The sequence below is a fragment of the Nocardia cerradoensis NBRC 101014 genome (assembly GCF_000308535.1).
GTDB classification, from domain to species: Bacteria; Actinomycetota; Actinomycetes; order Mycobacteriales; family Mycobacteriaceae; genus Nocardia; species Nocardia cerradoensis.
Genome location: NZ_BAFW01000005.1, coordinates 80560 through 105676 on the forward strand (window position 1 = coordinate 80560; position 25117 = coordinate 105676).

The 25117-nt window shown below is 68.5% G+C and carries 25 protein-coding genes and 1 tRNA gene; 12 read left to right on the plus strand and 14 right to left on the minus strand.

Features of this window, described 5'->3' with window-relative positions:
- Positions 1-7: 7 nt before the first annotated feature.
- The 4 genes from ON23_RS01560 to ON23_RS01575 all read right to left on the minus strand — a co-directional run bounded on the left by ON23_RS01560 (position 8) and on the right by ON23_RS01575 (position 3275).
- The gene (locus ON23_RS01560; protein WP_157170138.1) at positions 8-322 is read right to left on the minus strand and encodes a hypothetical protein; all 315 of its coding nucleotides are present in this window, start codon (positions 320-322) and stop codon (positions 8-10) included.
- A 177-nt stretch (positions 323-499) separates the two neighbouring features.
- Positions 500-573: transfer RNA gene (locus ON23_RS01565), tRNA-Pro, on the minus strand.
- A 56-nt stretch (positions 574-629) separates the two neighbouring features.
- The gene (locus tag ON23_RS37675) at positions 630-1508 is read right to left on the minus strand and encodes a DUF8017 domain-containing protein (protein WP_157170139.1); all 879 of its coding nucleotides are present in this window, start codon (positions 1506-1508) and stop codon (positions 630-632) included.
- Between the two features lie 780 nt (positions 1509-2288).
- Positions 2289-3275 (minus strand): metallophosphoesterase, encoded by a 987-nt coding sequence (locus tag ON23_RS01575; RefSeq protein WP_039775551.1) that lies wholly within the window; start codon positions 3273-3275, stop codon positions 2289-2291.
- Positions 3276-3423: 148 nt separating this feature from the next.
- On the opposite strand from ON23_RS01575, the gene ON23_RS01580 reads away from it, so the two are divergent.
- Positions 3424-3888 carry a GatB/YqeY domain-containing protein gene (locus ON23_RS01580; protein WP_039775554.1) on the plus strand — a complete coding sequence of 155 codons (465 nt, stop codon included), beginning with the start codon at positions 3424-3426 and terminating at the stop codon, positions 3886-3888.
- Between the two features lie 67 nt (positions 3889-3955).
- Here the strand turns inward: ON23_RS01580 and ON23_RS01585 are convergent, their stop codons facing one another.
- Positions 3956-6319: a penicillin-binding protein gene (locus ON23_RS01585; RefSeq protein WP_039775556.1), complete on the minus strand. Its 2364-nt coding sequence runs from the start codon at positions 6317-6319 to the stop codon at positions 3956-3958.
- A 281-nt stretch (positions 6320-6600) separates the two neighbouring features.
- On the opposite strand from ON23_RS01585, the gene ON23_RS01590 reads away from it, so the two are divergent.
- Positions 6601-6924 carry a WhiB family transcriptional regulator gene (locus ON23_RS01590; RefSeq protein WP_030516437.1) on the plus strand — a complete coding sequence of 108 codons (324 nt, stop codon included), beginning with the start codon at positions 6601-6603 and terminating at the stop codon, positions 6922-6924.
- Between the two features lie 100 nt (positions 6925-7024).
- On the opposite strand, the gene bagB is transcribed toward ON23_RS01590, so the two are convergent.
- Positions 7025-8233: an ATPase BagB gene (gene bagB / locus ON23_RS01595; RefSeq protein WP_051041819.1), complete on the minus strand. Its 1209-nt coding sequence runs from the start codon at positions 8231-8233 to the stop codon at positions 7025-7027.
- On the minus strand, positions 8233-9270 hold the full coding sequence (bagA, locus tag ON23_RS01600) for an ATPase BagA (protein ID WP_051041821.1): 1038 nt from the start codon (positions 9268-9270) through the stop codon (positions 8233-8235). Before bagA ends, bagB begins: the two co-directional genes overlap by 1 nt.
- Before the next feature lie 164 nt (positions 9271-9434).
- On the opposite strand from bagA, the gene sp36 reads away from it, so the two are divergent.
- From sp36 to ON23_RS01610, 3 genes are read left to right on the plus strand one after another with little or no spacing between them, the layout of a single operon-like run.
- Positions 9435-9599 carry a Sp36 family protein gene (gene sp36, locus ON23_RS37365; protein ID WP_085997207.1) on the plus strand — a complete coding sequence of 55 codons (165 nt, stop codon included), beginning with the start codon at positions 9435-9437 and terminating at the stop codon, positions 9597-9599.
- Positions 9596-10063 carry a RidA family protein gene (locus ON23_RS01605; protein WP_039775559.1) on the plus strand — a complete coding sequence of 156 codons (468 nt, stop codon included), beginning with the start codon at positions 9596-9598 and terminating at the stop codon, positions 10061-10063. Before sp36 ends, ON23_RS01605 begins: the two co-directional genes overlap by 4 nt.
- Before the next feature lie 9 nt (positions 10064-10072).
- A complete protein-coding gene (locus ON23_RS01610) occupies positions 10073-10864 on the plus strand; it encodes an MBL fold metallo-hydrolase (protein WP_039775561.1) in 792 nt (263 codons plus the stop codon).
- A 31-nt stretch (positions 10865-10895) separates the two neighbouring features.
- Here ON23_RS01610 and ON23_RS01615 read toward each other — a convergent pair whose 3' ends face one another.
- Complete coding sequence (locus ON23_RS01615) at positions 10896-11570, minus strand: Crp/Fnr family transcriptional regulator (RefSeq protein WP_019044571.1); 675 nt, start codon at positions 11568-11570, stop codon at positions 10896-10898.
- A 268-nt stretch (positions 11571-11838) separates the two neighbouring features.
- On the minus strand, positions 11839-12078 hold the full coding sequence (locus tag ON23_RS01620) for a hypothetical protein (protein ID WP_030516432.1): 240 nt from the start codon (positions 12076-12078) through the stop codon (positions 11839-11841).
- Positions 12079-12298: 220 nt separating this feature from the next.
- On the opposite strand from ON23_RS01620, the gene nth reads away from it, so the two are divergent.
- The 4 genes from nth (at position 12299) to ON23_RS01640 (ending at position 15743) form a co-directional block, all read left to right on the plus strand.
- On the plus strand, positions 12299-13048 hold the full coding sequence (nth, locus tag ON23_RS01625) for an endonuclease III (RefSeq protein ID WP_373282143.1): 750 nt from the start codon (positions 12299-12301) through the stop codon (positions 13046-13048).
- Positions 13045-13698 (plus strand): TlpA family protein disulfide reductase, encoded by a 654-nt coding sequence (locus ON23_RS01630; protein WP_039775566.1) that lies wholly within the window; start codon positions 13045-13047, stop codon positions 13696-13698. The genes nth and ON23_RS01630 overlap by 4 nt, the downstream gene beginning before the upstream one ends.
- A gap of 105 nt (positions 13699-13803) precedes the next feature.
- On the plus strand, positions 13804-14553 hold the full coding sequence (locus ON23_RS01635) for an NUDIX hydrolase (protein WP_051041822.1): 750 nt from the start codon (positions 13804-13806) through the stop codon (positions 14551-14553).
- Complete coding sequence (locus tag ON23_RS01640) at positions 14550-15743, plus strand: MarP family serine protease (protein ID WP_039775568.1); 1194 nt, start codon at positions 14550-14552, stop codon at positions 15741-15743. The genes ON23_RS01635 and ON23_RS01640 overlap by 4 nt, the downstream gene beginning before the upstream one ends.
- Before the next feature lie 38 nt (positions 15744-15781).
- Here the strand turns inward: ON23_RS01640 and ON23_RS01645 are convergent, their stop codons facing one another.
- From ON23_RS01645 to acs, 4 genes are all read right to left on the minus strand, one after another.
- Positions 15782-16753: an alpha/beta fold hydrolase gene (locus ON23_RS01645; RefSeq protein WP_039775570.1), complete on the minus strand. Its 972-nt coding sequence runs from the start codon at positions 16751-16753 to the stop codon at positions 15782-15784.
- A gap of 21 nt (positions 16754-16774) precedes the next feature.
- A complete protein-coding gene (locus tag ON23_RS01650) occupies positions 16775-17266 on the minus strand; it encodes a phage holin family protein (protein WP_039775573.1) in 492 nt (163 codons plus the stop codon).
- Between the two features lie 39 nt (positions 17267-17305).
- The gene (gene nhaA, locus ON23_RS01655; RefSeq protein WP_039775575.1) at positions 17306-18517 is read right to left on the minus strand and encodes a Na+/H+ antiporter NhaA; all 1212 of its coding nucleotides are present in this window, start codon (positions 18515-18517) and stop codon (positions 17306-17308) included.
- A 210-nt stretch (positions 18518-18727) separates the two neighbouring features.
- A complete protein-coding gene (gene acs, locus ON23_RS01660; RefSeq protein ID WP_039775577.1) occupies positions 18728-20683 on the minus strand; it encodes an acetate--CoA ligase in 1956 nt (651 codons plus the stop codon).
- Positions 20684-20850: 167 nt separating this feature from the next.
- Here acs and ON23_RS01665 point away from each other — a divergent pair, with 167 nt between their 5' ends.
- Positions 20851-21594 carry a Fic family protein gene (locus ON23_RS01665; RefSeq protein WP_039775628.1) on the plus strand — a complete coding sequence of 248 codons (744 nt, stop codon included), beginning with the start codon at positions 20851-20853 and terminating at the stop codon, positions 21592-21594.
- A gap of 487 nt (positions 21595-22081) precedes the next feature.
- On the opposite strand, the gene ON23_RS01670 is transcribed toward ON23_RS01665, so the two are convergent.
- Complete coding sequence (locus ON23_RS01670) at positions 22082-22861, minus strand: HAD family hydrolase (protein WP_039775629.1); 780 nt, start codon at positions 22859-22861, stop codon at positions 22082-22084.
- Between the two features lie 489 nt (positions 22862-23350).
- On the opposite strand from ON23_RS01670, the gene ssd reads away from it, so the two are divergent.
- A complete protein-coding gene (ssd, locus tag ON23_RS01675; RefSeq protein ID WP_039775579.1) occupies positions 23351-24436 on the plus strand; it encodes a septum site-determining protein Ssd in 1086 nt (361 codons plus the stop codon).
- Positions 24433-25117 (plus strand): ATPase, T2SS/T4P/T4SS family (locus tag ON23_RS01680; RefSeq protein WP_039775581.1); only part of this gene is annotated, 685 nt, incomplete at its 3' end. The genes ssd and ON23_RS01680, both read left to right, overlap by 4 nt.

The following is a 25117-nucleotide window of genomic DNA, read 5'->3' on the forward strand; positions in this document are numbered from 1 at the left end:
CGCCGGTCTATCGCGGTCCGGGCGACCAATACGGCGTCTGCGACTGCTGGGCCGAACTCTGCTGGGCCGAATTCTGCTGGGCCGAACTCTGCTGCGGCGGGCTCCACAGCGGGACGTCCTGCCGCTGCGGCGGCGTCCACAGCGGGACATCCCGGTTCTGCGGGGGCGTCCACATCGGCAGGTCCTGGTTCTGCGACGCGACCGGCGCCGCACCACCCTGCCTTCGCCCGGACGTCTTGACCACACTGACGACCAGAAGAACCGCTCCCGCAATGAGGATGATGATCCCCAGAATCGCCACCAAGCCGATGAGTGCCGCCACGAACAAAGTTGTAGCACAGGCAATTCCGATGGTCCCGGAAATGGGAAGCGAGCTCGTCCAAGGGATCGGGCCGTGGATGGTGAAATCTCCCGAACCCGACCCCGATACGCATCCGGCAAAGCAAGAGGCCCTGACCAGTGGATTGGTCAGGGCCTCTGCCGTGTCTCCACACACGAGTCGGGGTGACAGGATTTGAACCTGCGACCTCTTCGTCCCGAACGAAGCGCGCTACCAAGCTGCGCCACACCCCGTGAGTTGAGCCTGTCGTAGCTTACAGCAGGGGGGAGCGGATCATTAAATCCGCTGGTCAGCGGGCAGGCAAGGGGCGGATGGTGGAGAGGATGCGCTTGGCGGTTTCCTTGTCCACGGACTTGTCCACGCCGGTGTCGGCGGCGACGGTCATGACGAAGTTCCCGTTCTCGCTGGGGAAGGCGAAGGTGTAGACCGCGAAGGTCGTGGCGCAGCCGGGGGCCGGCGGGGGCGCGCTGCCGGTGGTCTCCACGAAGGCGCCGTGCAACTGCCCGTCCAGCGACACCATCGGCTGGGCGGGGGCCGGGGCGGCGACGGTGGCGTTCGACCAGCCGAACTTGGCCATCCGGGCCCCGATATCGGCCGCGGCCGCGGCCGGGTCCGCCTGCGGAGACATGGTGAGGAAGGCGTTGGTCCGGGTGTAGTTCGGGCAGTAGTTCTTGCCGTCCTGCGCCAGGCCGGCGATTTCCAGCGGATTCGATCCCGAACCCCAGGCGGCGGTCCCGATCGGATCGACCTTCCACTCCGCGGGGGCGTCGTAGGCCGCACCGCGATCGAGGATCTGAACGACCTGATAGCCCGGAACCATCGGCGGGGGCGCGGCACCGGGCTGTGGCTTCGGCGCAGACTGCTGCGGCGCCGTCTGTTGCGGCCGCGACGGCGGTGGGGGCGGCTGGTTTCCGCTACTGAGCGCACTGACCATGGACGGCTTACCGGACCCCGCGGCGGCCGGCGAGCCGGAATGCCGGCTCGCGACCACCGCCACGGTCACGCCGATCGCCACGACGACCAGCACTCCGATTCCGCTGAGCAGCAGAGCTTTTCGTCGCCGCGGCTGCTGTTCGGCCGGTACCTGCGGCAGCGCGGTGTGCGGATGCTGGGCCGTCGGCGGTCCCCAGGACGCCTGCTGCGGCGCGGGGTGCGATCCGACCCCCAAGTGCCAATCCGGCTCGGGGCGACCGTTACCGTGCGGTGCCGAGAACTGTTGCTGGGAGGCGCTATTCGCGCCCGGCATCGCGCTGCCCGGCCACTGCGGCAGCCCGGATCGGGCCCCGAAGGCGGTGGTGGGCGCATCGGTTCCGCCCGGCCCCGGCGGTGCGCCCGGTGCACCGGAATTCCACTGCCCGCCGAAGGGATTCGAGTGGTGTGGCCCGCCGGGCCCGCCGAAACCCTGCGGCGACGGCGCGAATCCGGGCGGCGTGCCCGGCGAGGACGCAGGAGCGTCGGGATAGTAGGGCGCCGACCCCTCCGGGCCGATAGGAGGCGCCTGGAAAGCCGTAGGGGCACCGGAATTCGGCTGACCGTTGCCGGAACCGGGGGCGGCATTCGGGCCGCGAGAGGCGTCTCCGGCGGCGCTGCTCTGCGGCGACCACGGATGGGGCGGCGAGGATTGTCCTCCGGCAGCGTCGTTCCCGTCGAACGGCGATCCGGGCGACCGGCCCGCGTCCGGCGCCGCGGGCTTCGCGGGCTCGGCCGGTGAGCCGGACCGTGCGGGTTCGGCAGCGCCGCCGGGAGCGGTAGGGGCCGAACCCGGCCGGGCCCACGGAGACCCTTGCGACACAGGGAAATTCGCGCCCGGCACCCGCCGGATCGCCAGTGTCGGCGGGGTCTCGTTCGAGTCGGGAGTGGGTTCTCGTCGCGCGGTCGGATCGTCGTTCCGCTCGAACCCACTGTTCACCGTGTACCCCTGCCTGATGTCGTGCCTCGGCACGCCACCCTAGCGCGCCACGGCCTCCGATTCCGAGACGCCATGGCCACTGTCGGCGATGGGGCCTTTCGGCGGGGCGGCCACCAGCGTCAGCAAGGTCGCCTCGGGGCGGCAGCAGAAGCGGTACGGCGCCCACGGCGAGGTGCCCAGACCCGCGGACACGTGCAGCCGCGTGTGCGCGCCCCAGCGCGACGGCCCCTTCACCCGGGATCGATCGATACCGCAGTTGGTGACCAGCGCGCCGAATCCCGGCAGGCACAGCTGCCCGCCGTGGGTGTGACCGGCCAGCACGAGGTCGTACCCGTCACCGGCGAACCGATCGAGCACCCGCGGTTCGGGCGAATGGGTGAGTCCGATGCTCAGATCGGCCAGGGGGTTCGGCGAGCCGGCGACCGTGTCGTAGCGATCGCGAGCCAGATGCGGGTCGTCGACGCCGGCCGTGGAGATCTTGATTCCGGCGACCTCGAGATCGCGCCGCACATGAGTCAGATCCAGCCAGCCGCGCTCGGTGAACGCCGCGCGCAGATCCTGCCAGGGCAGCGGATCGCCGTGCACGCGCTTGTGGTTCTTGTCGAAGTACTTGAGCGGGTTCTTCGGCACGGGCGCGAAGTAGTCGTTACTGCCGAACACGAAGATGCCCGGACGGGAGAGCAGCGCCGTCAGCGACTGCACCACCGCGGGCACCGCCTTCGGATGCGCGAGATTGTCACCGGTGTTGACGATCAGGTCAGGTTCCAAGGCGGCGAGTTCGCGCACCCAGGCTTGTTTGAGTTTCTGGCCGGGCGTCATGTGCAGGTCGCTGATGTGCAGCACACGCAGGCTCGACGAGCCCGGCTGCAGCACCGGCATCGTGGCCTCGCGCAGGACGAAGGCATTGCGTTCGATCAGCGAGGCATAGCCGATTCCGGCCACTGCGGTACCGGCGGCCGCGGCGGCGACCTTAGCTCCGGAGCCCAGCGCTGCTCGTCGAAGTGCGGGGGACGAGAATACGGGCATCAGCCCAGAATAGGCGACCACTGTGACGAATACCGAGTGTGATTCCGCACAGGCATCCGGTTTGTCGGGGGCTGTCGTGCCCGTCCACCCGGCTCGACACGCGGAAATGCGGTGGGAGGGTCCGCGCGCAACGGCTAGCGTGTGGCGCATGTCGGAACTCAAATCGAAGTTGCGCGCCGATCTGACCGCGGCGATGAAGGCGAAGGACACATTGCGCCTCAGCACGCTGCGCATGCTGCTGGCAGCCGTGCAGAACGCCGAGGTCGCCGGATCCGAGGCGAAGGAGCTCTCCGATGCCGAGGTGATCGCGGTCCTCGGCAAGGAGGCCAAGAAGCGCAATGAGGCGGCCGTCGTCTACGAACAGAACGGTCGCGGCGAGCTGGCCGCCAACGAGCGTGCCGAGCAGGAGATCATCGACGAATATCTGCCGACCCCGCTCACCGAAGGCGAGGTCGCCGACATCGCCGACACCGCCATCGCCGATGTGGCCGAGCAGCTCGGTGAGCGCCCCAGCATGAAGCAGATGGGCCAGGTCATGAAGGTCGCGACGGCGCTGGCCGCGGGCCGGGCCGACGGTTCGCGGATCTCGGCCGCGGTCAAGGCCCGGTTGTAGGGCGGCTGCCCGGACAAAGCGAGAGGCCGGCGAATGTGACGCACATTCGCCGGCCTCTCGTGTATCGCTACCGGGGGATCGGAATCGGAATCGGTGGCAGCCTCGGTATCTGCGGCAGACCCGGGAGCGCCGGCGGCGCGGGCGGCGGTCCGGGCCGCGGAATCTCTCGCTGGGTGCCGTCGCTGACGAGCACCGTGATCACCGATCCGGGAATGGCCGAGCCGTTCGGCGTCGTCGCGGTGACCGTTCCCTTCGCCGCCGAACCGGGTGTGGTGACCGTCGACACCTGGAAGCCGGCGCCGATGAGCACCGAACGCGCCTCGGACTCCGACATACCGTTCACATCCGGAATCTGCGCGTTGTTCGAGCCGCGCACGTATTTGTCGTCCAGCGGCGGCAGCGCGGGCGGCGGGAATTTGTCCAATACCGGCTTGATACCGCCGAACCAGCTGCGAGCCGGTTCGTTACCGCCGAAGAGGTTGCCGTCGCCGCAGGTGCGCAGCGGGAACGAGCAGATCTCGCCGGGCGTCGGGGAGTCGCCGTAGATGTAGGCGGAGCCGGCCATCGAATTGGTGAAGCCGAGGAACGCCGAGGACCGGTGGGTTTCGGTGGTTCCCGTCTTGGCCGACACCGGAGCGTTCCAGCCCACCGCGTGCGCGGAACCGGCCGCGGTACCGCCCACGGCGTCCTGGCTCAGCGCATTGGCCAGCGTATTCGCCAACCCGGGTTCGACGACCTGTTCACAGGCCTGCTGGGTGAGCGGCACCTGCTTACCGTCGCGGTCGATCACCTCGGCGATCGGCGAGGGTGGGCACCACTTTCCGCCCGAGGCCAGCGTCGCGGCGACATTGGACAATTCCAGCGGATTGATCGCGACCGGGCCCAGGGTGAACGAGCCCAGATTCTGCTGTTTGATCATGTCCGCCAGGCTCTGATTGCCGTGACCGGAGGTGCCCGCTTCGGTGTAGGAGCGCATCCCGAGCCGTACCGCCATATCGACCGTCGGGGTCACGCCGACATCCTGAATGAGCTTGACGAAGGCGGTATTCGGCGACTGCGCCAACGCCTCGGTCACCGACTCCGGCGATCTGTAATTGCCGACGTTCTTCACGCAATAGGTGGCGGGCGGACAGCCCGGGGCGCCACCGTTACCCATACCCTTCGCGGCGAAGAACGAGGGTACATCCAGCTGAGCGCTGGTGCCCAGGCCCTTTTCCATCGCGGCGGCCGTGGTGAAGATCTTGAAAATCGATCCGGCGCCGTCACCGACCATCGAATACGGCTGCGGCTGGACGGTTTGATGGGCGCCCTGATCCAGGCCGTAGGTGCGGCTCGAGGTCATCGCCAGGATGTGGTGGGAGTCCTGGCCGGGAGCGATGATGCTCATGACCTCGGCGATATTCTCCAGATTCGGATCGGTGTTCGCCGTGACGGCGGCCTTGACCGAATTCTGCACCGCCGGATCCAGGGTGGTGCGGATCAGATATCCGCCCTTGTCCATCTGATCCTTGCTGATTCCCGCATTGGCCAGATACTGCAGCGCGTAATCGCAGAAATAACCGCGGTCACCTGCGGCGATGCATCCGCGCGGCAGGCCCTTGGGCTCCGGCAGTACACCCAGCGGCTGCTCCTTGGCGGCCCGGAATTCGTCGGCCCGGCTCGGAATGTTCTGGATCAGGGTGTCCAGCACGGTATTACGCCGCTCCAGCACGCCCTTGGGGTTGGTGTACGGGTTGAGTTTGGAGCTGGACTGGACCATACCGGCGAGCATGGCGGCCTGCGCGACCTTCAAATCCTTGGCGTCGACGCCGAAATAGGTCTGCGCTGCGTCCTGAATGCCGTAGGAGCCGTTGCCGAACGGCACCAGATTCAGATAGCGGGTGAGGATCTCGTCCTTGGTGAGTTCTTTCTCCAAGGTCAGCGCCATTCGGATTTCGCGCAGTTTACGGGCCGGCGTGGTTTCGATGGCGGCACGGCGTTCGGCGTCGGTTTTCGCGACCACCAGCAGCTGGAAGTTCTTCACGTACTGCTGGTCGATGGTCGAGGCGCCCTGCTGGACTTCACCGCTCGAGGTGTTGGTCAGGAATGCGCGCAGCGTGCCCTGCCAGTCGACGCCGCCGTGTTCGGCGAAGCGTTTGTCCTCGATCGAGACGATCGCCAACTTCATATCGTTGGAGATCTTGTCGCTGGGAACCTCGAAACGTCTCTGCTCGTACAGCCACGCGATGGGGGCTCCGGTCGCATCGACCATCGTCGACACCGCCGGTGCGGTGCCCGCCACCAATTCCGCGGAAACGTTGTCCACGGCGTCGGCTGCGCGGTTCGACAGGTACCCGAAGCCGCCGGCGAGCGGGAACAGCAATCCGGCGACGAGTACGGCCGCTAGGACGCAGGCGCCGGCGAGCCTCGCGAGCGTTTGTGAGATCGGCACGCGCCCCAGCCTAATTGGCCCGCCGTCACACGCGCGGTGCGCGGTCGGCGGCGCGCCATGACCCCTGGTCGCGCGCCCTTCGCAGGGACGGGCGTACCAGAAATTACGGGCACGGTCTTGCGCTGGGCCCATACCTTTACCTAGATTGAGAACCCAGTGTGATAGAGCTAACACTCAAAGTGGAATGTGGTGCGGAGCGCAGCGGGGTTGGGTTGCTGTGGGCTGCACGCGATTCCGGAGCGCCGTTGACCCGGTGTTCGGACTGCAAAGGGGCACACCAAATGCACATGACTACCCCCATCGCTCGATTGGACGTGGAGCAGGCCGAAGCGAGAATCGCCTGGGTGTCCCAGGCCCGATGCAAGGAAGTGGATCCCGACCAGTTGTTCGTGCGTGGTGCCGCCCAGCGCAAGGCGGCCACCATCTGTCGGCACTGCCCGGTGCTCATGGAGTGCGGTGCCGACGCCCTCGACAATCGAGTGGAATTCGGTGTGTGGGGTGGGATGACCGAGCGGCAGCGGCGTGCGCTGCTCAAGCAGCATCCCGAGGTGACCTCCTGGGCGGACTTCTTCCGCGCCCAGCGTCAGCAGAAGGTCGCGATGTAGTCGAGTAACCGTACGGTCCGAGCCCGCGTGTCCGGGCTCGGACCGTTTTTCGCCCGGTGACGTGCGGAATCGGGGCCGCACGTCAGCACCACTGGAGAAGTCAGGCCGCGCCGGATCCGGCGAGCTGTTCGCCGACCGCGCGCAACGCGTCCAGATCGGACACTTCGAACGGCAGCGCGGTCACCGTCACGATCGGCACCCGCGGATGGGCGCCGGTGAAGCGGTGCAGCAGATGCTGTTCGCGTTTGGCGGTGACCGCGCGATGGGCGTGGATGCGCAGGATGTCGGCGGTCAGCGTCGCGGGATCGGTGGCGGCGTCCGCGGCGGCCACGGCCTCCTCGGCGGTGCCGTCGGAGGCGCTGCCCGGGCCGGGGCTCAGCCGGTCCGCGGCGGCGGTCGCCTGAGCCGACGAGAGGGTGCACAGCACCGGATGGGTGCGATTGAGAACCAGCCCGGCCAGCGGCATTCCGTCGGTGGAGAGACGGTCCACGAAGAACGACGCCTCGCGCAGCGCGTCCGGCTCGGCCGCGGCGACCACCACGAAATGGGTTCCGGGCCGCGAGAGCATGGCGTAGGTGCGCTCGGCGCGGTCCTGGAAGCCGCCGAACATCGACTCCAGCGACTGCAGGAACAGCGACGCGTCCTTGAGCATCTGCCCGCCCACGACCGTGGACACCCCGCGCACGGCGAGGCTCATCGCGCCGGTGACGAAGCGGCCCACGCCGCGGCCCGGCGCCATGATGACGCGGATCATCCGGCCGTTGAGGAAGTTGCCGAGCCGCTTGGGCGCGTCGAGGAAGTCCAGGGCGTTGCGCGAGGGCGGGGTGTCGACGACGACGAGATCCCATTCGCGCTTGGCGACCAGCTGGCCCAGCTTTTCCATCGCCATGTACTCCTGCGTTCCGCCGAAGGAGGACGCGACCGTCTGATAGAAGGGGTTGGCGAAGATCTGCTCGGCCTTGTCCGGGCTGGTGTGCTCGAGCACCATGTCGTCGAAGGTGCGGCGCATGTTGAGCATCATCGCGTACAGCTCGCCCTCGGCCGTCTCGGGCAGCTGGACGCGCTGGGGAGCGTTGCCGAGGTCGCTGACGCCCAGGGACTGGGCCAGCCGCCGCGCCGGATCGATGGTCAGCACCACGACCTTGCGGCCCTGTTCGGCCGCGCGCAGGGCGATCGCCGCGGCGGTGGTGGTCTTGCCGACGCCGCCGGAACCACAGCACACCACCACCCGGGCGGTCGGGTCGGCGATGACGGCCTCGACGTCCAGCAGCGGGGTCGCCGGCGGGATCAGGGGGCTCGGATGGCTCATCAGCGGACTCCCTGCGCGCTCAGATGTTCGGCCAGTTCGTACAGTCCGCCCAGGTCCATACCGTCGGGCAGCGCCGGGAGATACAAGCGGCTGATATCCACCTTCGCCAGTTCGGCGGAGCTGTCGTCCTGGGCCTGCAGGGTGGCCGAATGTTCCACGGCTTCCTGGATCAGGCCCTGGAAGTCGTTGTCGTCCACCGTGATTCCGGCCTCGGCCAGCCCCGCGCGGACGGCGTCCAGATCGAGGTCACCGCTCGCGACACGGGCGCGCACCGGGGCGGGGAGAAAGCCCTCGGTGGCCCGATTGACGATGACCGTGCCGATCCGGAAATCCGATTCGGTCAACTCGGCGATCGCGTCCGCGGTCTCCTGCACCGGCAGTGCCTCGAGCAGCGTCACCAGGTGGACGACGGTCTGCTCGGAATGCAGCAGCGCGGCCACGCCCTCGGCCTGCCCGGCGATCGGCCCACCCTTGGCGACCTCGGCCATGGCCTTGGTGACGTCGAGGAATCCTGCGATGCGACCGGTCGGCGGGGCGTCGACCACGATCTCGTCGTAGACGCGCTTACCGGATTTGTCGGTGCGGACCGCGCATTCCTTGATCTTGCCGGTCAGTATCACGTCGCGCAGACCCGGCGCGATGGTCGTGACGAATTCGATGGCGCCCATCCGGCGCATCGCCCGGCCCGCGAAGCCGAGGTTGTAGAACATGTCGAGATATTCGAGGAAGGCGTGTTCGATATCGAGGGCCAGCGCCATCACCTCACCGCCACCGTCGGCGGTGGCGATCTTGGTTTCGGTGGGCGGCAGCGGCGGCAGATCGAACAATTGCGCAATCGACTGGCGGCCCTCCACCTCGACCAGCAGCACCCGCCGCCCGCCGGCGGCCAATGCGAGCGCCAAAGCGCCTGCGACCGTAGATTTTCCGGTCCCGCCCTTGCCGGACACGTAATGCAGCCGCGCTTTGTCGGCTCGGTCCGGCCACCCTAATTTCAGTCCCGGCTCTTGCGAAACGGGTACTGCTGTCGGTACTCCCACGCTCGCGAGCCTATAACCCGTTACGAAACAGCGACCAGAGGATCGCCCTACTGTCTCGTAGGCCACAGCGCACTTCCGTGCGAGCCGGAAATGTGCTGATCGGTCCGCGACGAGTCGCTCGGCCGGACAATTCACCGCCGGTTCACCCAGTACGCTTCTGCGACATGAGCGATGTGACGGTCTGGGAATACGCGACGGTGCCGCTGTTGACGCATGCGACCAAACAGATTCTGGATCAGTGGGGCGCCGACGGCTGGGAACTGGTCACCGTGCTGCCGGGGCCGACCGGTGAACAGCACGTGGCCTATCTGAAGCGGCCCAAGCAGTGACGGCCGGCACCGACTGGCGGGCCAACCTCGAACGGCTCGGTCTCGCCCTGCCGCCGGTGGCGGCTCCGGCGGGCGCCTACATTCCGGCCGTGCGCAGCGGTTCGCTGGTCTACACCGCCGGCCAGTTGCCCTTCGTCGACGGCGCGCTGTCGGCGACCGGCAAGGTCGGCGCCGACGTGACCGTCGAGGACGCCGCACGCGCCGCCGGCCTGTGCGCGCTGAACGCGCTGGCCGCGGTCCACGATCTGGTCGGTCTGGACGCGGTCGTGCGGATCGTGAAGGTGGTGGGATTCGTCGCCTCGGCGCCGGGTTTCACCGATCAGCCGCTGGTGATCAACGGCGCGTCCGAGCTGCTGGGCGAGCTCTTCGGCGCGGCGGGAGTGCACGCCCGGTCCGCGGTCGGCGTTTTCGAGTTGCCCAAGAACACTCCGGTTGAGGTGGAGCTGATCGCCGAAGTGCGGTAGGCAAGGTAGATGACCCTCACTCATCCCGCGTACGGGCAACTGCGGCCGGTCACCGGGACCGCTTCGGTGCTGTTGGCCGACAATCCGAACCAGATGACCCTGGAGGGTACGAACACCTGGATTCTGCGGGCGCCGGATCGATCCGACTGTGTGGTGATCGATCCGGGGCCCAAGGACAAGGCGCACAGCGAGGCGATCGCCCGCGCCACCGACGGCAATATCGCGCTGACGCTGATCACCCATCACCATCACGACCACACCGGCGGCATCGATCGGCTGGTGAAGCTGACCGGAACGCCGGTACGGGCGATGGATCCGAAATATCTGTCCGGCTCCTCGGCGCCGCTCACCGACGGCGAGGTCGTCGAGGCGGCCGGACTGCGCCTGACGGTGCTGGGCACCCCGGGGCACACCCAGGATTCGGTCAGCCTGCTGCTCGACGACGCGCTGATCACCGGCGACACCGTGCTCGGCAGCGGTACGACGGTGCTGGAATCGCGGGACGGCGCACTCGGCGACTATCTCGACTCACTCGCGCTGCTCGCCCGGCACGCCCCCGGCCGTGCGCTGCTCCCTGCGCACGGCCCCGACCACCCGCAGGCCGAGCCGGTGATCGGTTACTACATCGAACATCGGCATCAGCGCCTGGACCAGGTGCGGGCGGCATTGCGCGAACTGGGTGAGAACGCGACACCGCTGCAGATCGTGGCGAAGGTCTACGCCGATGTGGACAAACGGCTGTGGCCGGCCGCGCGCAGCTCGGTCAAGGCCCAGCTCGCCTATCTGCGCGGCCGGAACTGAGCCGGATGCGCCGGAGCGCGGTGGGAAATCCCTACCGCGCCCGGCGAGCCAGCCGCTCCGAATCGGAGATCAGCACGCTCTTACCCTCGAGCCGCAGCCACCCGCGGTGGGCGAAGTCGGCCAGGGCCTTGTTCACCGTCTCGCGCGAGGCGCCGACCAGCTGGGCGATCTCTTCCTGGGTGAGGTCGTGGGTGACCCGCAGGGCACCGGCCTCCTGAGTGCCGAACCGCTGCGCGAGCTGCAGCAGCGCCTTGGCGACTCGACCCGGGACATCGGTGAAGATCAGGTCGGCCAGGTTGTTGTTGGTACGCCGCAGGCGACGGGCGAGCACCCGCAGCAACTGTTCGGCGATCTCCGGCCGCTGGTCGATCCAGGCCTTGAGCGCATCGCGATCCATGGTCACCGCGCGCACCTCGGTCACCGTGGTGGCCGTCGAGGTACGCGGGCCCGGGTCGAAGATGGACAGCTCGCCGAACATGTCCGACGGGCCCATGATGGTCAGCAGGTTCTCGCGCCCGTCCGGGGAACGGCGGCCGATCTTCACCTTGCCCGACGTGATGATGTACAGCCGATCGCCGGGCTCGCCCTCATTGAAAATGACATGGCCGCGTGGAAAATCCACAGGCTGAAGCTGTTTGGCGAGAGCAGCCACCGCGGTGGGCTCGACGCCTTGGAAGATGCCTGCTCTGGCGAGGGCCTCGTCCACGAATGTGCTCCTTATGGGAATTGACGGTGCTTACTGCGGCGTCAGCGGGTCCCTACGTGGTACGCAGGCTGCCGCCTGGCTCGGCGTCGCTCGCCACAGTGCTGGACCGAAGCGTTCGGCCGACAGTGCAGTCTACTTGCCATCCACGCAGCGTAGTGACAGACACCACGTAACGTGCGGTTTGTGAACGGGCGCGGCGTCGCGGAAAGTTCCCGGGCTCGGGTATTCGCGGGTCGGGGCGGCGGTATCGCCGGACGGCGAAATCTGGTCAGCTGGCCTGGGCGACGTCCAATTCGTCGCGATTACGGCGGCGGCCCCCGGAGCCGGCGTGTGCGGGCACGCCCAACTTGGCCAGCTCGTTGACCTCGGCATTGCTGGCCCTGTCCAGATATTGCTGGACCTCTTCACCCGGTTCGAGCAGCTTGCGCAGGCGGTTTTCGACACGTTCCATGAACAGTGCGAAAAGCATCAACACCACCGGGAAGAGCACCACAGCGAGTCCTTGCATACGGGTGAGTAAACACGGAGAAGGTCTCAGATGGAACACGGGGATTGTTCGCGATCGCGCTCACGTCGGTGCGGTTCCGTATGGTGGACGAGTGCGTGAACCCAGATCCACCGCCGTGAACGGGCACGAGACGGCCGCGACGGCCACCGATGCGGCGTCGGTCACATCGATCGAATCGAGTTCTGCGGCTCGAAAAAAATCTCCGCGGAAATCCGCGCGCGTGAACGTGAAACCGGCCGCGCGATTCGCCGACGAAACCCGGCTGGGTCTGGTACGCCGTGCGCGGCGGATGAATCGCACGCTGGCGCTGGCATTTCCCGATGCGCACTGCGAACTGGATTTCACCACCCCACTCGAATTGGCCGTTGCCACAATCCTTTCCGCGCAATGCACCGACGTCCGGGTGAATCAGACGACGCCGGCATTGTTCGCCCGGTACCGCGACGCCGAGGCCTATGCCGCGGCCGACCGCACGGAACTCGAGGAATACATCCGGCCCACCGGCTTCTACCGCAACAAGACGAGTTCGCTGATCGGGCTGGGACAGGCGCTAGTGGAACAACACGACGGCGTGCTCCCGCACACGATGTCCGAATTGGTCAAATTGCCGGGAATCGGGCGCAAGACCGCCAATGTCATCCTCGGCAATGCCTTCGATGTGCCGGGAATCACTGTCGATACCCATTTCTCGCGGCTGGTGCAGCGGTGGAAATGGACCACCGAGGACGATCCGGTAAAGATCGAACACGCCGTCGGCGAACTGATCGAGCGCAAGGAATGGACGATGCTCTCGCATCGGGTGATCTTCCACGGCCGTCGCGTCTGCCACTCCCGTAAACCGGCGTGCGGCGCCTGCCTGCTGGCCAAGGATTGCCCCTCGTTCGGAATCGGCCCGACCGACCCCGTGACGGCCGCCGCACTGGTGAAGGGACCCGAGGCCGAGCATCTGCTCGAATTGGTGGGCCGGTGAAATCGGTTCCCACGGCGTGGCGATGGGCGTTCGTCATTCTCATAGCGGTGGTGGCACTCGCGGTCGCGGTCTGGCCGCGCGGCGACGACCACACTCCGTCCGTGACCACCACCGCGGTGCGGGGCGGTCCCGCCTCCCCCTCCGACGGTCAGCGTGCCGCGGCGGCGTTGGCCGAGTGTCCGCGCCCGGGAGATCCGTCGGGCCGGCCGCCGACGCCGGCCGCCGGCCCGCTGGCCGGAATCACTCTCGACTGTCTGGCCGACGGGCGTCCGGTCGACCTCGGCGAGGCGCTGGCCGGACGTCCGGCCCTGGTGAATCTGTGGGCCTACTGGTGTGAGCCGTGCGCGCGGGAACTGCCCGCGCTGCAGCAATTCTCGGCCCGCGCCGGTAGCGCGCTGACGGTGCTGACCGTGCACAGCGATCCCGACGAGAGCAAGGCACTGGCCCGCCTGCGTGATCTCGACGTGCATCTGCCGGGTACGCAGGACGGCGCCGGAAAGGTGCGCACGGCGGTGCGGGCGCCGGCCGTGCTGCCGGTCTCGGTACTGGTCCGCGCCGACGGTTCGATCGCGAAGGTGGTGGTCCGGCCGTTCGATACCGCCGACGACGTCGCCGCCACCGTCGCGCAGGAATTGGGAGTGCGGGTGTGAACGGGCAGGACTCGAGAACGGGCGAGGGATTGATCCGGTACCGACCGGCAGCGGAGGCAGTACGCACGACCGTGGAGGGCCTCGTCCGTGCCCGATAGATCCGATATGAACGACAATTCGACAGCGGAGCACCGGCCGCACCTGCTCGCCACCGACATCCCGGGCTGGTTGCGCGGAGTCGCCGAACATGAACCGGCCGATCCGACGGGCGTGAATCAGGTGCTCAATCGCACCGCGGGCAAGCTGGTATCGGCCGCGTTGCGACCTCGGGAGGCCGCGGTGCTCGTGTTGTTCGGCGGTTCGCCGGACGCCGATCCGGGAGCTCGTGGCGGCCTGCCCGCCGACGCGGACGTATTGCTGACTCAGCGCGCGGCCACCCTGCGCCAACATCGCGGGCAGGTCGCCTTCCCCGGCGGCGGAGTGGAGCCGGGTGACGACGGTCCGGTCGGCACCGCACTGCGCGAGGCACGCGAGGAGACCGGCCTGGACCCCGTGGGCGTGGAGCCGTTCGCCGTCCTGCCCAAGATCTTCGTCCCGCCGTCCCGGTTCGACGTCACGCCCGTCGTCGCGTACTGGCGCACGCCCGGTGAGGTGGGGGTGGTCAGCGAAACCGAGGCCGCTCGCGTGGTGCGGGTGCCACTGGCGGATCTGATCGACCCGGCGAACCGGTTCGTCGTTCGCCATCCCCTGGGGTACATGGGGCCGGCCTTCGCGGTCGATGGCATGCTCGTCTGGGGTTTCACCGCCGGCGTGCTCGCCGGTCTGCTTGCGGTATCGGGATGGGAGCGGGACTGGGATCACCACGACGTGCGTGATCTGCAGGCTTCGCTCGCGGCAGTGGGGATGACGTTATGAGTAGTTCCGGGTGGCTCGACCTCGCGGTCGTCATCATCGCGCTGCTGGCCGCCACCTCGGGGTGGAGACAGGGCGCGGTGGCCTCGGCGCTCGGATTTCTCGGCGTGGTGCTCGGCGCGGTGGCCGGCATCCTGATCGCGCCGCACATCCTGCAGCACATCAGCGAGGGCCGTAAGCGCGTCCTGGTGGGCGTCGTCCTCATCGTCGCGCTGGTGATCGTCGGCGAAGTGGCCGGCATGGTGCTCGGCCGCGCGGCGCGCAGCGGTATGCGGCATCCGTTCACCCGCAGCATCGACAGCGTGGTGGGTGCGGCGCTGCAGTGTGTGGCCGTAATGGTCACCGCCTGGCTGCTGGCGTTGCCGCTGGCGTCGTCGTCCCAGCCGGGTATCGCGGCCGCGGTCAACGGCTCCCGGGTGCTCGCCGACGTGAATCAGGTCGCGCCGAACTGGCTGCGCCGCGTGCCGAACGAATTCTCCAAACTGCTCAACACCTCGGGTCTGCCGGAGGTGATCGGCCCGTTCGGCCGCGCGCCGATCGCCGCGGTCGAACCGCCGGATCCGAGCGTTCTCGACACGCCCGTCGCGCTGAACCTTCAGCACAGCGTGTTGCGGGTGAACGGTGTCGCGCCGAGTTGCCAGCGCGCGCTGGAGGGTTCCGGATTCGTCGTGGCGCCCGAGCGCATCATGACCAATGCGCACGTGGTCGCGGGCACCTCCACCGTGCAGGTCGACACCGCGCGCGGTCGCTTGGACGCGACGGTCGTGTTGTTCGACCCGTCCAAGGACGTCGCCATCCTGGCCGTTCCCGGCCTCAACGCGCCGGTGATCCCGCTCGCGCCCTCGCCCGGAAAATCCGGCCAGAGTTCGATCGTCCTCGGCTACCCCGGCGGCGGCCCCTACACCGCCAGCGCGGCCCGGGTGCGCGAGACACTCGAGTTGACCGGTCCCGACATCTACAAGAGCAACACCGTCGAACGCCAGGTCTACACGGTGCGCGGGCGGGTCCGCGCCGGCAATTCCGGTGGCCCGCTGGTCGACACCGACGGTGAGGTGCTGGGCGTGGTCTTCGGCGCGGCGGTCACCGACGACGACACCGGCTATGTGCTCACCTTGAAGGAGGTCGAATCCGATCTGGAGGCCGCGTCGAATTCGACCGCGCCCGTCGGCACCGGTGACTGCGTCCTGAGCTGACCCGCTGACGGCACGCGTGGACGGGGGCCCGCCATGCGTTAGACGTACTGCGCGGTCGCCTGATCCCCCAGCAGTTTCGACAGTTCCGTCGTGACGGCGTCCGGATTCTCCTGGTGAGCGAAGTGCCCGGCCTGCGGGATCGTGACCACCCGGCGATCCGGTGAGAGTTTGCCCGCGCCGCGCACGGTGGATTCGAGCATGTAATGGTCGGCGTCGCCGCGCAGGATCAGCGTGGGCACGCGGACCGGTTCGCGCATCGCCGCCAGGAAGCGGCGGCCGTCGGGACGCCATTGACTGCGGAAGGCCCAGCGCTGATATTCCAGGGCACAGTGCGCCGCGCCGGGAATCCGGATCGCCGAGCGCATGCGCTGGGCGGTGTCGACGAACTCCGTAGTGCCCGCCCACCGCGGCGCGACCCGCTCGCGCACGAGACGTTCGATTTCGAATCCGTCCTGGCGGGTCAGCCGGCGCTCGCCGTACCGCGGCAGCTGATATCGCAGAAAATTCGGGAGATAGGCCGCACGCTGGCGACGATCGCGCAGCACGGCCCGTTTCAACGCCACCGGATGCGGTGAGGCGATCAGCGCGATCGACCGCACCACCCGCGGATGCAGCACCGCGGTCGCCCAGCACACCAGCCCGCCCTCGGCATGGCCGACGAGGGTGGCGTCGGTATGCCCGAGCGCCCGCACCAGGCCGGCGATATCACCGGCCAGCGTCCAGCCGTCGTAGCCGCGCGGAGGTTTGTCGGAATCGCCGTATCCGCGCAGATCGACCGCGACCGCGCGATAGCCGGCCTGGGTGAGACCGGTCAGCTGGTGCCGCCACGACCACCAGAAATCGCCGAAGCCGTGCAGCAGGACGACCAGCGGCCGCCCGGGATCGCCCACCGCATCGTCCGCGCCGCCCTCGGCGATGTGGAATCGGATGCCGTTGGCGTGCACGTCGCGATGCGTCCACGGGCCGTCGAAGCGGACGCTGGACGGATCGGGAAGCGGATTCGACGACACGCCGAAAGCGTAATCGCCGGACTATGCCGTCGGCTTGCCGGCCGGGCTCTCGGCGTGTGAGCCGAAGCCGTGCGGCAGCACCGTCCGGGTTTCCTTGAGCGATTCGATCGTCTTCTCCGGCGCTCGCAGTTTGCGGACCTTCCGGTAGCCGAGCAGGGCCAGCACCGCCACCACCACGATCATCAGCACGAAGACGATCAGGAACGCCGCCCACCGGTACAGCCACACGTCCAGCAACTCGGCGAGGAAGAAGAAAAAGAAGAACGACGAGAACAGCAGCACCGTCAGCGCGCCGATGAAGAAGACGCTGCCCTGCAGGCCCTTCTTGATCTCGCCGGTCACCTCGGCCTTGGCCAGCTCCACCTCGGCGCGGACCAGGGTCGACATCTGCTCGGCGGCGTCGCGCACCAGATCCCCGACGCTGGCATTCGCGGTGGTATCGACCTCGGACAGCGGAATCGAGGTGATGGTCCGGTTTCGGCCCGCGTCGTTACCGCCGTTTGTGAAGCTCAATTGCTCGACCCTTCTCCATGTCCCGGTGCTGTCCGGCCTTCACTCGTATTCGGTGGCCGCACTCGCGTCTCGCCGCGCCTGATGCGCCCGCCCACGCCGCAACAGTAGCGCCGAACCGAGCAGAGAGGCCGCCAAGGACGTCATCAACACGGCGGCTTTCGCCAGTTCGGTCGCGGCCCGGTCGGGCAACGCGAGTTCTGCCACCAAGAGGCTAACGGTGAAACCGATCCCGCCCAGTACCGACAGGGCCGACATATCCCGATTGCCGAGACCGGCGGGCCGCCTGGCGATTCCGAACCGGATCGCCAGCCAGCTCGAGCCGAAGATGCCCACGGTCTTGCCGATCAGCAGTCCGGCGATGATCGCCAGCGACAGCCGCGAGGTGAACATCTCGCCGAACACCTTGGTGGACAACGGAACTCCGGAGGCGAACAGTGCGAACAGCGGGACGCACACGCCCGCGGAGATCGGCTGGAACAGATGCTCGAGCCGGGTCGCCGGCGCCTCGTCCTCCTCCGGATCCGGTCGTACCCGGGTCAGCAGCCCGCAGATCACTCCCGCCAGCGTGGGATGAATCCCCGCCTCGTGCAGGGCGTACCACGAGAGCAGCGCCAGCGGCGCATACACCAGCGGGGACCGAATCCGCAGCCGCTGCGCGACGGCCCAGCCCGCGAAGCAGGCGGCCGCGCCCGCGAGCCAGCCGACGGCCACCGTGGTCGTGAACAGCACCGCGATCATGACGATCGCCATCAGATCGTCGACGACGGCCAGGCTGAGCAGAAACACCCTCGCCCCGGCCGGAATTCGCGAGCCGGTCATGGCCAGCACCGCCAGCGCGAAGGCGATATCGGTCGCCACCGGAATCGCCCAGCCGCGGTCCATCCCCGGCACACCCCAGCCGATGGTGAAGGCGATCACCGCGGGGGTGATCACACCGCCCACCGCGGCCACCACCGGCAGCGTGGCCCGTTTGCGATCGGCCAGCTCACCGACGACGAGTTCGCGTTTGAGTTCGAGCCCGGCGACGAAGAAGAACACCGCGAGCAGACCGTCCTCGGTCCAATCGCCCAGAGTGAGGTCCAGATGCAGCGGCGGGATCGCGAGGGGCGTGTCCACCATCGCGAAATAGCTGTCGCGCCGCGGAGAATTGGCCCACAGCAGCGCCACCGCCGCGGCGACGAGCAGCAATGCGCCGCCCACGGTTTCGGTACGGAGATAACGAGCGAGCTCGGAGCGCAGCGCGACGATCACGGAGATCCTTTCGGGAGCGGACGGCGACTGCGGCGGGCACTCCCGCAACGGGCTCACCAACCACACGCCGACCAGACTTCCCGGCACTCCTCGACGAAATTTTACCGGTCCCGAGGTGTCCTTTTACGGCCGCCTTCCGGTTCCATCGGCGCGAACGGGCGAGCCCACGCCCGGTGCGGCACCGGACGTGGGCTCGAAAAGCGCGGTCGATCAGGCGTTGGAGGCGCGGATGGCTTCGAAGACGTTGGGGTCGACCAGGGTGGAGGTGTCGCCGAGTTCGCGGCCCTCGGCGACGTCGCGCAGCAGGCGCCGCATGATCTTGCCGGAGCGGGTCTTGGGCAGTTCGGGCACGATGTGGATCTCGCGGGGGCGCGCGATCGGGCTGATCTCGCGGGAGACCTCGGCCTTGAGCTCGTCGACCAGCTGCTGTCCGGAGTTGTTCGAGCCGCCGGTGAGGATGACGAAGGCGACGATGCCCTGGCCGGTGGTGGCGTCGCTGGCGCCGACGACCGCGGCCTCGGCGACGCTGTGGTGGCCGACGAGCGCGGATTCGACTTCGGCGGTGGAGATGCGGTGGCCGGAGACGTTCATGACGTCGTCGACGCGGCCGAGGACCCATAGCGCGCCGTCGGCGTCGATCTTGGCGCCGTCGCCGGCGAAGTACCAGCCCTGGGCGGCGAAGCGTTCCCAGTAGGTGGCCTTGTAGCGTTCGTCGTCGCCCCAGATGCCGCGCAGCATCGACGGCCACGGCTGGTCGAGGACCAGATATCCGTTGGCTTCCGTTGATCCGCGTTCCACCGGATTGCCTTCCTCGTCAACGACTTTCGCGGTGATGCCGGGCAGCGGGGCCATGGCGGCGCCGGGTTTGGCGGCGGTGACGCCGGGCAGCGGGGAGATCATGATGGCGCCGGTTTCGGTCTGCCACCAGGTGTCCACGATGGGTGCGGTGCCCGCGCCGATGACTTCGCGGTACCAGCGCCAGGCCTCGGGGTTGATCGGTTCGCCGACCGAGCCGAGCACGCGCAGCGAGGACAGATCGTGGGCGTCGGGGATCTCGCGGCCCCACTTCATGAAGGTGCGGATCAGCGTGGGTGCGGTGTAATAGATTGTGACACCGTACTTCTCGATGATCTGCCAGTGCCGGTGCTCGTCGGGGAAGTTGGGGGTGCCCTCGTAGACGACCTGGGTGGCACGGTTGGCCAGCGGGCCGTACACGATGTAGGAGTGCCCGGTGACCCAGCCGATGTCGGCGGTGCACCAGTACACGTCCGCGCCGGGTTTGTGGTCGAACACGTAGTGGTGGGTGTAGGCGACCTGGGTCAGGTAGCCGCCCGAGGTGTGCAGGATGCCCTTGGGTTTTCCGGTGGTGCCGGAGGTGTAGAGGATGTAGAGCGGGTGCTCGGCGTCGAAAGGCTGGGCCTCGTGCTCGGGACTGGCCTGGGCGACGGTGTCGTGCCACCACAGGTCGCGGCCCTCGGTCCACGGGATCTCGATGTTCGTGCGCCGCACCACCAGGACGTGTTCGACGCTGTGCGGGACGTCGCCGTGGGCGTAGAGCGCTTCGTCGACGGCTTCCTTCAGCGGTGCGGCCTTGCCGCGGCGCCATTGGCCGTCGGTGGTGATCACCAGGCGGGCCTCGGCGTCGTCGACGCGCTGGCGCAGGGCACTGGGGGAGAAACCGGCGAAGACCACCGAATGGGTCAGGCCCAGCCGCGCACAGGCCAGCATCGAGACGATGGCCTCGGGGACCATCGGCATGTAGATCGCGACCCGGTCGCCGGCGACCAGGCCCAGTTCGGTGAAGTAATTGGCGGCCTGGCTCACCTCGGCCTGCAGCTGGGCGTAGGTGATCGAGCGCGAATCGCCGGGCTCACCCTCCCAGTGGATGGCGACCTGGTCGCCGTGGCCGTCGGCGACGTGGCGGTCCACGCAGTTGTAGGCCACGTTGAGCTTGCCGCCGGTGAACCAGCGCGCGAACGGGGCGTCGTCCCAGTCCAGCACGCGATCCCACGGTTGATGCCAGTGCAGCCGCTGCGCCTGCTCGGCCCAGAACCCGTCGCGATCCGCCGTCGCCCGCTCGTAGATGGACGCATCGGCATTGGCTGCCGCGGCGAATTCGGCGGTAGGCGGGTACACGTCTCGGTGCTCAGCGGTGGTGTCGGTCATCTCGCCTCCATCGGGCCTGTCCATCGGATACGCGTCGGCCGCAGCGTGACCGCGGCCACGATGTGACCCTAACGGACTGTGACCTGCGCCGCGTACCGGTCCCGAACGGCGGGCCCGGGACGCGGACCCCGGTCGGCCCTGTGATGCGCTCGGCTAGCGTGTGGGTCGTGACCGACGTGCTGCAACCCCTGGTCGAGCTGCCCGGTGTCCGCGATGCGGCCGACCGCGCCCGCGATGCGCTCGCCGAAGTCCACCGGCACAAGGCGAACCGGCGGGGCTGGCCGACGACGGCGGCCGAGGCGGCGGTCCGTGCGGCGCGGTCCTCGGCGGCGATCGACGGCGGGGCCACCGAACTGCCCGCCGACGGCCGGGTCGCCGACCCGATTCTCGCGGGAGCGCTGCGGGTCGGGCAGGCCCTCGACGGTGACGCGCTGCGCAATCTGGTCGGTGTGTGGCAGCGGGCGCCGCTGCAGGCGCTGGCTCGTCTGCATCTGCTCGCCGCGGCCGATCTGGTCGACGACGAAATCGGTCTCGGCCGCCCGCGACCCGAACCGGGTGTCGCCGAACGACTCGATCTGCTGGCTCAGACCGTGCTGACCTCGACTGCGCCGGCCCCCGTGCTGGCCGCGGTGGTGCACGGCGAGTTGATGTCGTTGCGCCCCTTCGGTTCCGCCGACGGTGTCGTGGCGCGTGCGGCGTCACGACTGGTGGCCGTCGCGAGCGGCCTGGATCCGCACAGCCTCGGCGTGCCCGAGGTCTTCTGGTTGCGGCGCCGCCAGGCCTACGTCGACGCCGCGGCGGGCTTCGCCGGGGGGACGGCCGAGGGCGTGGGCGGTTGGGTGGTGTTCTGCTGCGGCGCGCTGGAGGACGGTGCCCGCGAGGCGCGATCGATCGCCGATGCGGCGGGATAGCGCGGGGGATGAGCGCTGATCACAGCGAGGGCGAAACGGGTCTGCACATCGAAGCGGGCGGCGTAGCCGTCGTCGGCCTCACCGCCCGCTAGCACGGACTACCCGGTTACCAAGCGTGCTTGTCGGGTTGTGTTCTGCGGCCTCGGCGATCATCCGCACCCCGCCGGTTCATCCCCGCAACCTGTGCGAGGCCATTGCCGACGTGAATTCGAATTTCGCAGGCCCACAACGCTTCTGCCCTTGTCGCGGCGCGCTCCGCGTGGGTGCCTGGCGTCCGTGCTGGGAAGTGCGGATGGGAGATCGAACCTTCTCTTCCGTTTCGATCTTGGCCTTCCGCCCCTCCGTGCGTCCATTGTTACTCTGTGAGACCCCTCACATCAAGGGTCGAGAGGACATTACTCATAATCGGCGTGTGGCCCCTCGAATCGTGGTTACATCGATGGGTTGCGCGTCGTTGACCAGCCGCGATGCCGCCGAAGCGCCGCCCTCAGCGGCGCCGGCGCAGCAGCCGGTAACTGAGCGCGCCGGCCAGTACCGCACTCACTCCGACCACCGCCGTGGCGGCCACCGTCGTGGTCGACGGCGCGGGAATGCGCGACCACAGTGACACCGGATTCGAGAAGGTCAGGATCGGCCATTCCCGGGCCATCGCCTCGCGTCGCAGATTCCGGTCGGGATTGACCGCGGTGGGATGTCCGACCGCCGACAGCATCGGCAGATCGGTGATCGAATCGGAGTAGGCGTAGCAGCGCGAGAGGTCGTAGCGTTCGGTCGCGGCCAGCTTCTCGATCGCCTCGACCTTGCCCTCGCCGTAGCAATAGAACTCGACTTCGCCTGTGTACTTACCGTTTTCGACCACCATGCGCGTGGCCGCGGTGTGGGTGGCACCCAGCGCGGCGGCGATCGGGGCGACGATCTCCTCGCCCGACGCCGAGACGATCACGACGTCGTGGCCGCGGATCTTGTGGTCGGCGATCAGATCCGAGGCCTCGGCGTAGATCAGCGGATCCACCAGTTCGTGCAGTGTTTCGGCGACGATCGAGCGCACCTGCGACACATCCCAGCCGGCGGTCATCTTCGTCAGGTGTTCGCGCATCCGCTCCATCTGGTCGTGGTCGGCGCCGGAGAGCAGGAACAGGAAGTGCGCGTAACTGGATTCCAGTACGGTGCGCCGATCGATCAGTCCCTGGGCGAAGAACGGCCGGCTGAAGACGAACGCACTCGACTTCGCGATGACCGTCTTGTCCAGGTCGAAGAAGGCGGCGATCCGGGGTGCGGACGGCGCATCCCTCGTCTCGTGCGCGCGGTTCGCTGCTGTGTCGTTGCGGTGTCGCGGGTGCCCGGTATCCCCGGCGGCCCGATCGTTCGTAGCTGTTTGGTCGCCCTCGGCCGTCACGGCTCCAGAATAGGGAGCTTTCCCGCCGACGCGGCGTTCAGCCCGGCCACACGCCCCGCTCGATGCCCTGGGAGCCGCCCCGCTGCGGCCGAAACTTCGTCTCGCGATGGACTTGCATTGCGGCCGGTTTCTGGGTGTAGTATTGCTGGCACCTGGACATGGTCCAGGCGCGTTCAGCCCGACCCCCCGGGGCTGAACCCCGACGGCCCCAGCCTCCTCCCCCCCCGGCTGGGGCCGTCCTCTATTTCCGGACCGTTCAGCTGTTACTCGGCGTGCACTGTTTATCCACAGCCCGCGAGTTGTCCACATTCGGCGTTCGGGCTCTGGTTCGCACGGTGGATCCGGGTGAGGCTGGCGGACATGAATTCCGTTGCAGCAGTTCCCCCTCCGGCACTGGTGCTGGTCGGTGACCGCCGGTTGCGCGACGAAGTGCGTCGCATCGCGGCCGCCGCCGACCGCGGCCTGAACGAACGCTCGATGCCCGTCGGCAGGCATGCCTGGGCCGCGGCCGCGCTGGTGATCATCGACCTCGCGGCGGCGCGTACCTGTGCCGACGCCGGATACCCGCGCCGCTCGGGCGTGGTGCTGGTCGGCGGCGGTGAACCGGATCTCGACCACTGGCAGGCCGCCGCGGCGGTCGGCGCCGAGCAGGTCATCGCGCTGCCGGGCAATACCGAGACGCTGATCGAGGCCTTCGCCGCCTATGCCTGGCGCGATCCCGGCGACGGACTCGTCCTGGCCGTCGTCGGCGCCGGGGGCGGTGCCGGAGCCTCGGTCTTCGCCGCGACACTGGCCTTGACGGCCGCGGCTCAGCGGTTCCGGCCGCAGATCCTGCTCGTCGACGGCGACCCGCTCGGCGGCGGCATCGATCTGCTGCTGGGTATCGAGTCGGTGCCGGGACTGCGCTGGCCCGACCTCTCCGTCGAGGACGGCCGAGTGGCCGCGCAAGCCCTGCACGACGCACTACCCGCCGCGGCGCCGGGACTCGGTGTCCTGGCATGCAGCAGACCGGCCGGTTCCGGACCGGACGATATCGGCACCGGTGCGGCCCGCGCGGTCGTCGAGGCCGGCCGCGGCGCCGGCGATCTGGTGGTGTGCGATATCTCCGGCAACCGGGGGCCGCATACCGATCATCTCCTCGATGCCGCCGATCTCGTCGTCTTCGTGGTGCCCGCCCGGTTGCGCGCGGTGGCTGCCGCGGGAGCCGTCGTGGCGGATGTCCGTCATCGAAATCCCAACCAGGCCTTGGTCGTCCGGGGCCCGGCGCCCGGCGGGCTGCGCGGACGAGAGATCGCGGAGGCATTGGGGCTGCCGCTGCTGGCCGCCATGCGCCCTCAACCCGGGCTCGCGGGCACTCTGGAACGCGGCGGCCTGACACTCGGCCGCGGCCCGCTGTTCGCCGGGGCGGAGTCGGTGCTGTCCGCACTGCCGGACGGTGCCCGATGAGCGGCGTCGTGAGCGCCGAACTCCTCGACCGGGTGCGGGAGCGACTGGCCGCCCAGCCGGGTGAACACGATCCGGCACGCCTGGCCGCCGCCATCCGTGCCGAAGCCGGCCGCGTCCTCGGCGATACGGACCTGCTGCGCGCACTACGCCTGCTGCAGACGGAGATGACCGGCGCCGGCGCGCTGGAACCGCTGCTGCACGATGCCCGGGTCTCCGATGTGCTGGTGACCGCACCCGATGCGGTGTGGATCGACCGCGGCAGCGGTCTGGAACGCACCTCGATCCGCTTCCCGGACGAGGCGGCGGTGCGGCGGCTGGCACAGCGCCTGGCCCTCGCCGCCGGTCGCAGGCTCGACGACGCGCAGCCATGGGTGGACGGGCGGCTGCCGGAATACGAGCGAGCACCCGGCGAGAGCTTCGGAGTCCGGTTGCACGCGGTCCTCGCGCCCATCGCACAGGGCGGAACATGTATCTCGCTGCGCGTCCTGCGTCCGGTCGGCCACAGCCTGCGCGGGCTGACCGCCTCCGGCACGCTCACGCCGGAGTCGGAACTGCTGTTGGAGAAGATCATTCGCGCACGGCTCGCATTCCTCGTGGTCGGCGGCACCGGCGCCGGGAAGACCACGCTGCTGTCGGCTCTGCTGGCGCATGTCGACCCCACCGAACGGATCGTGTGCGTCG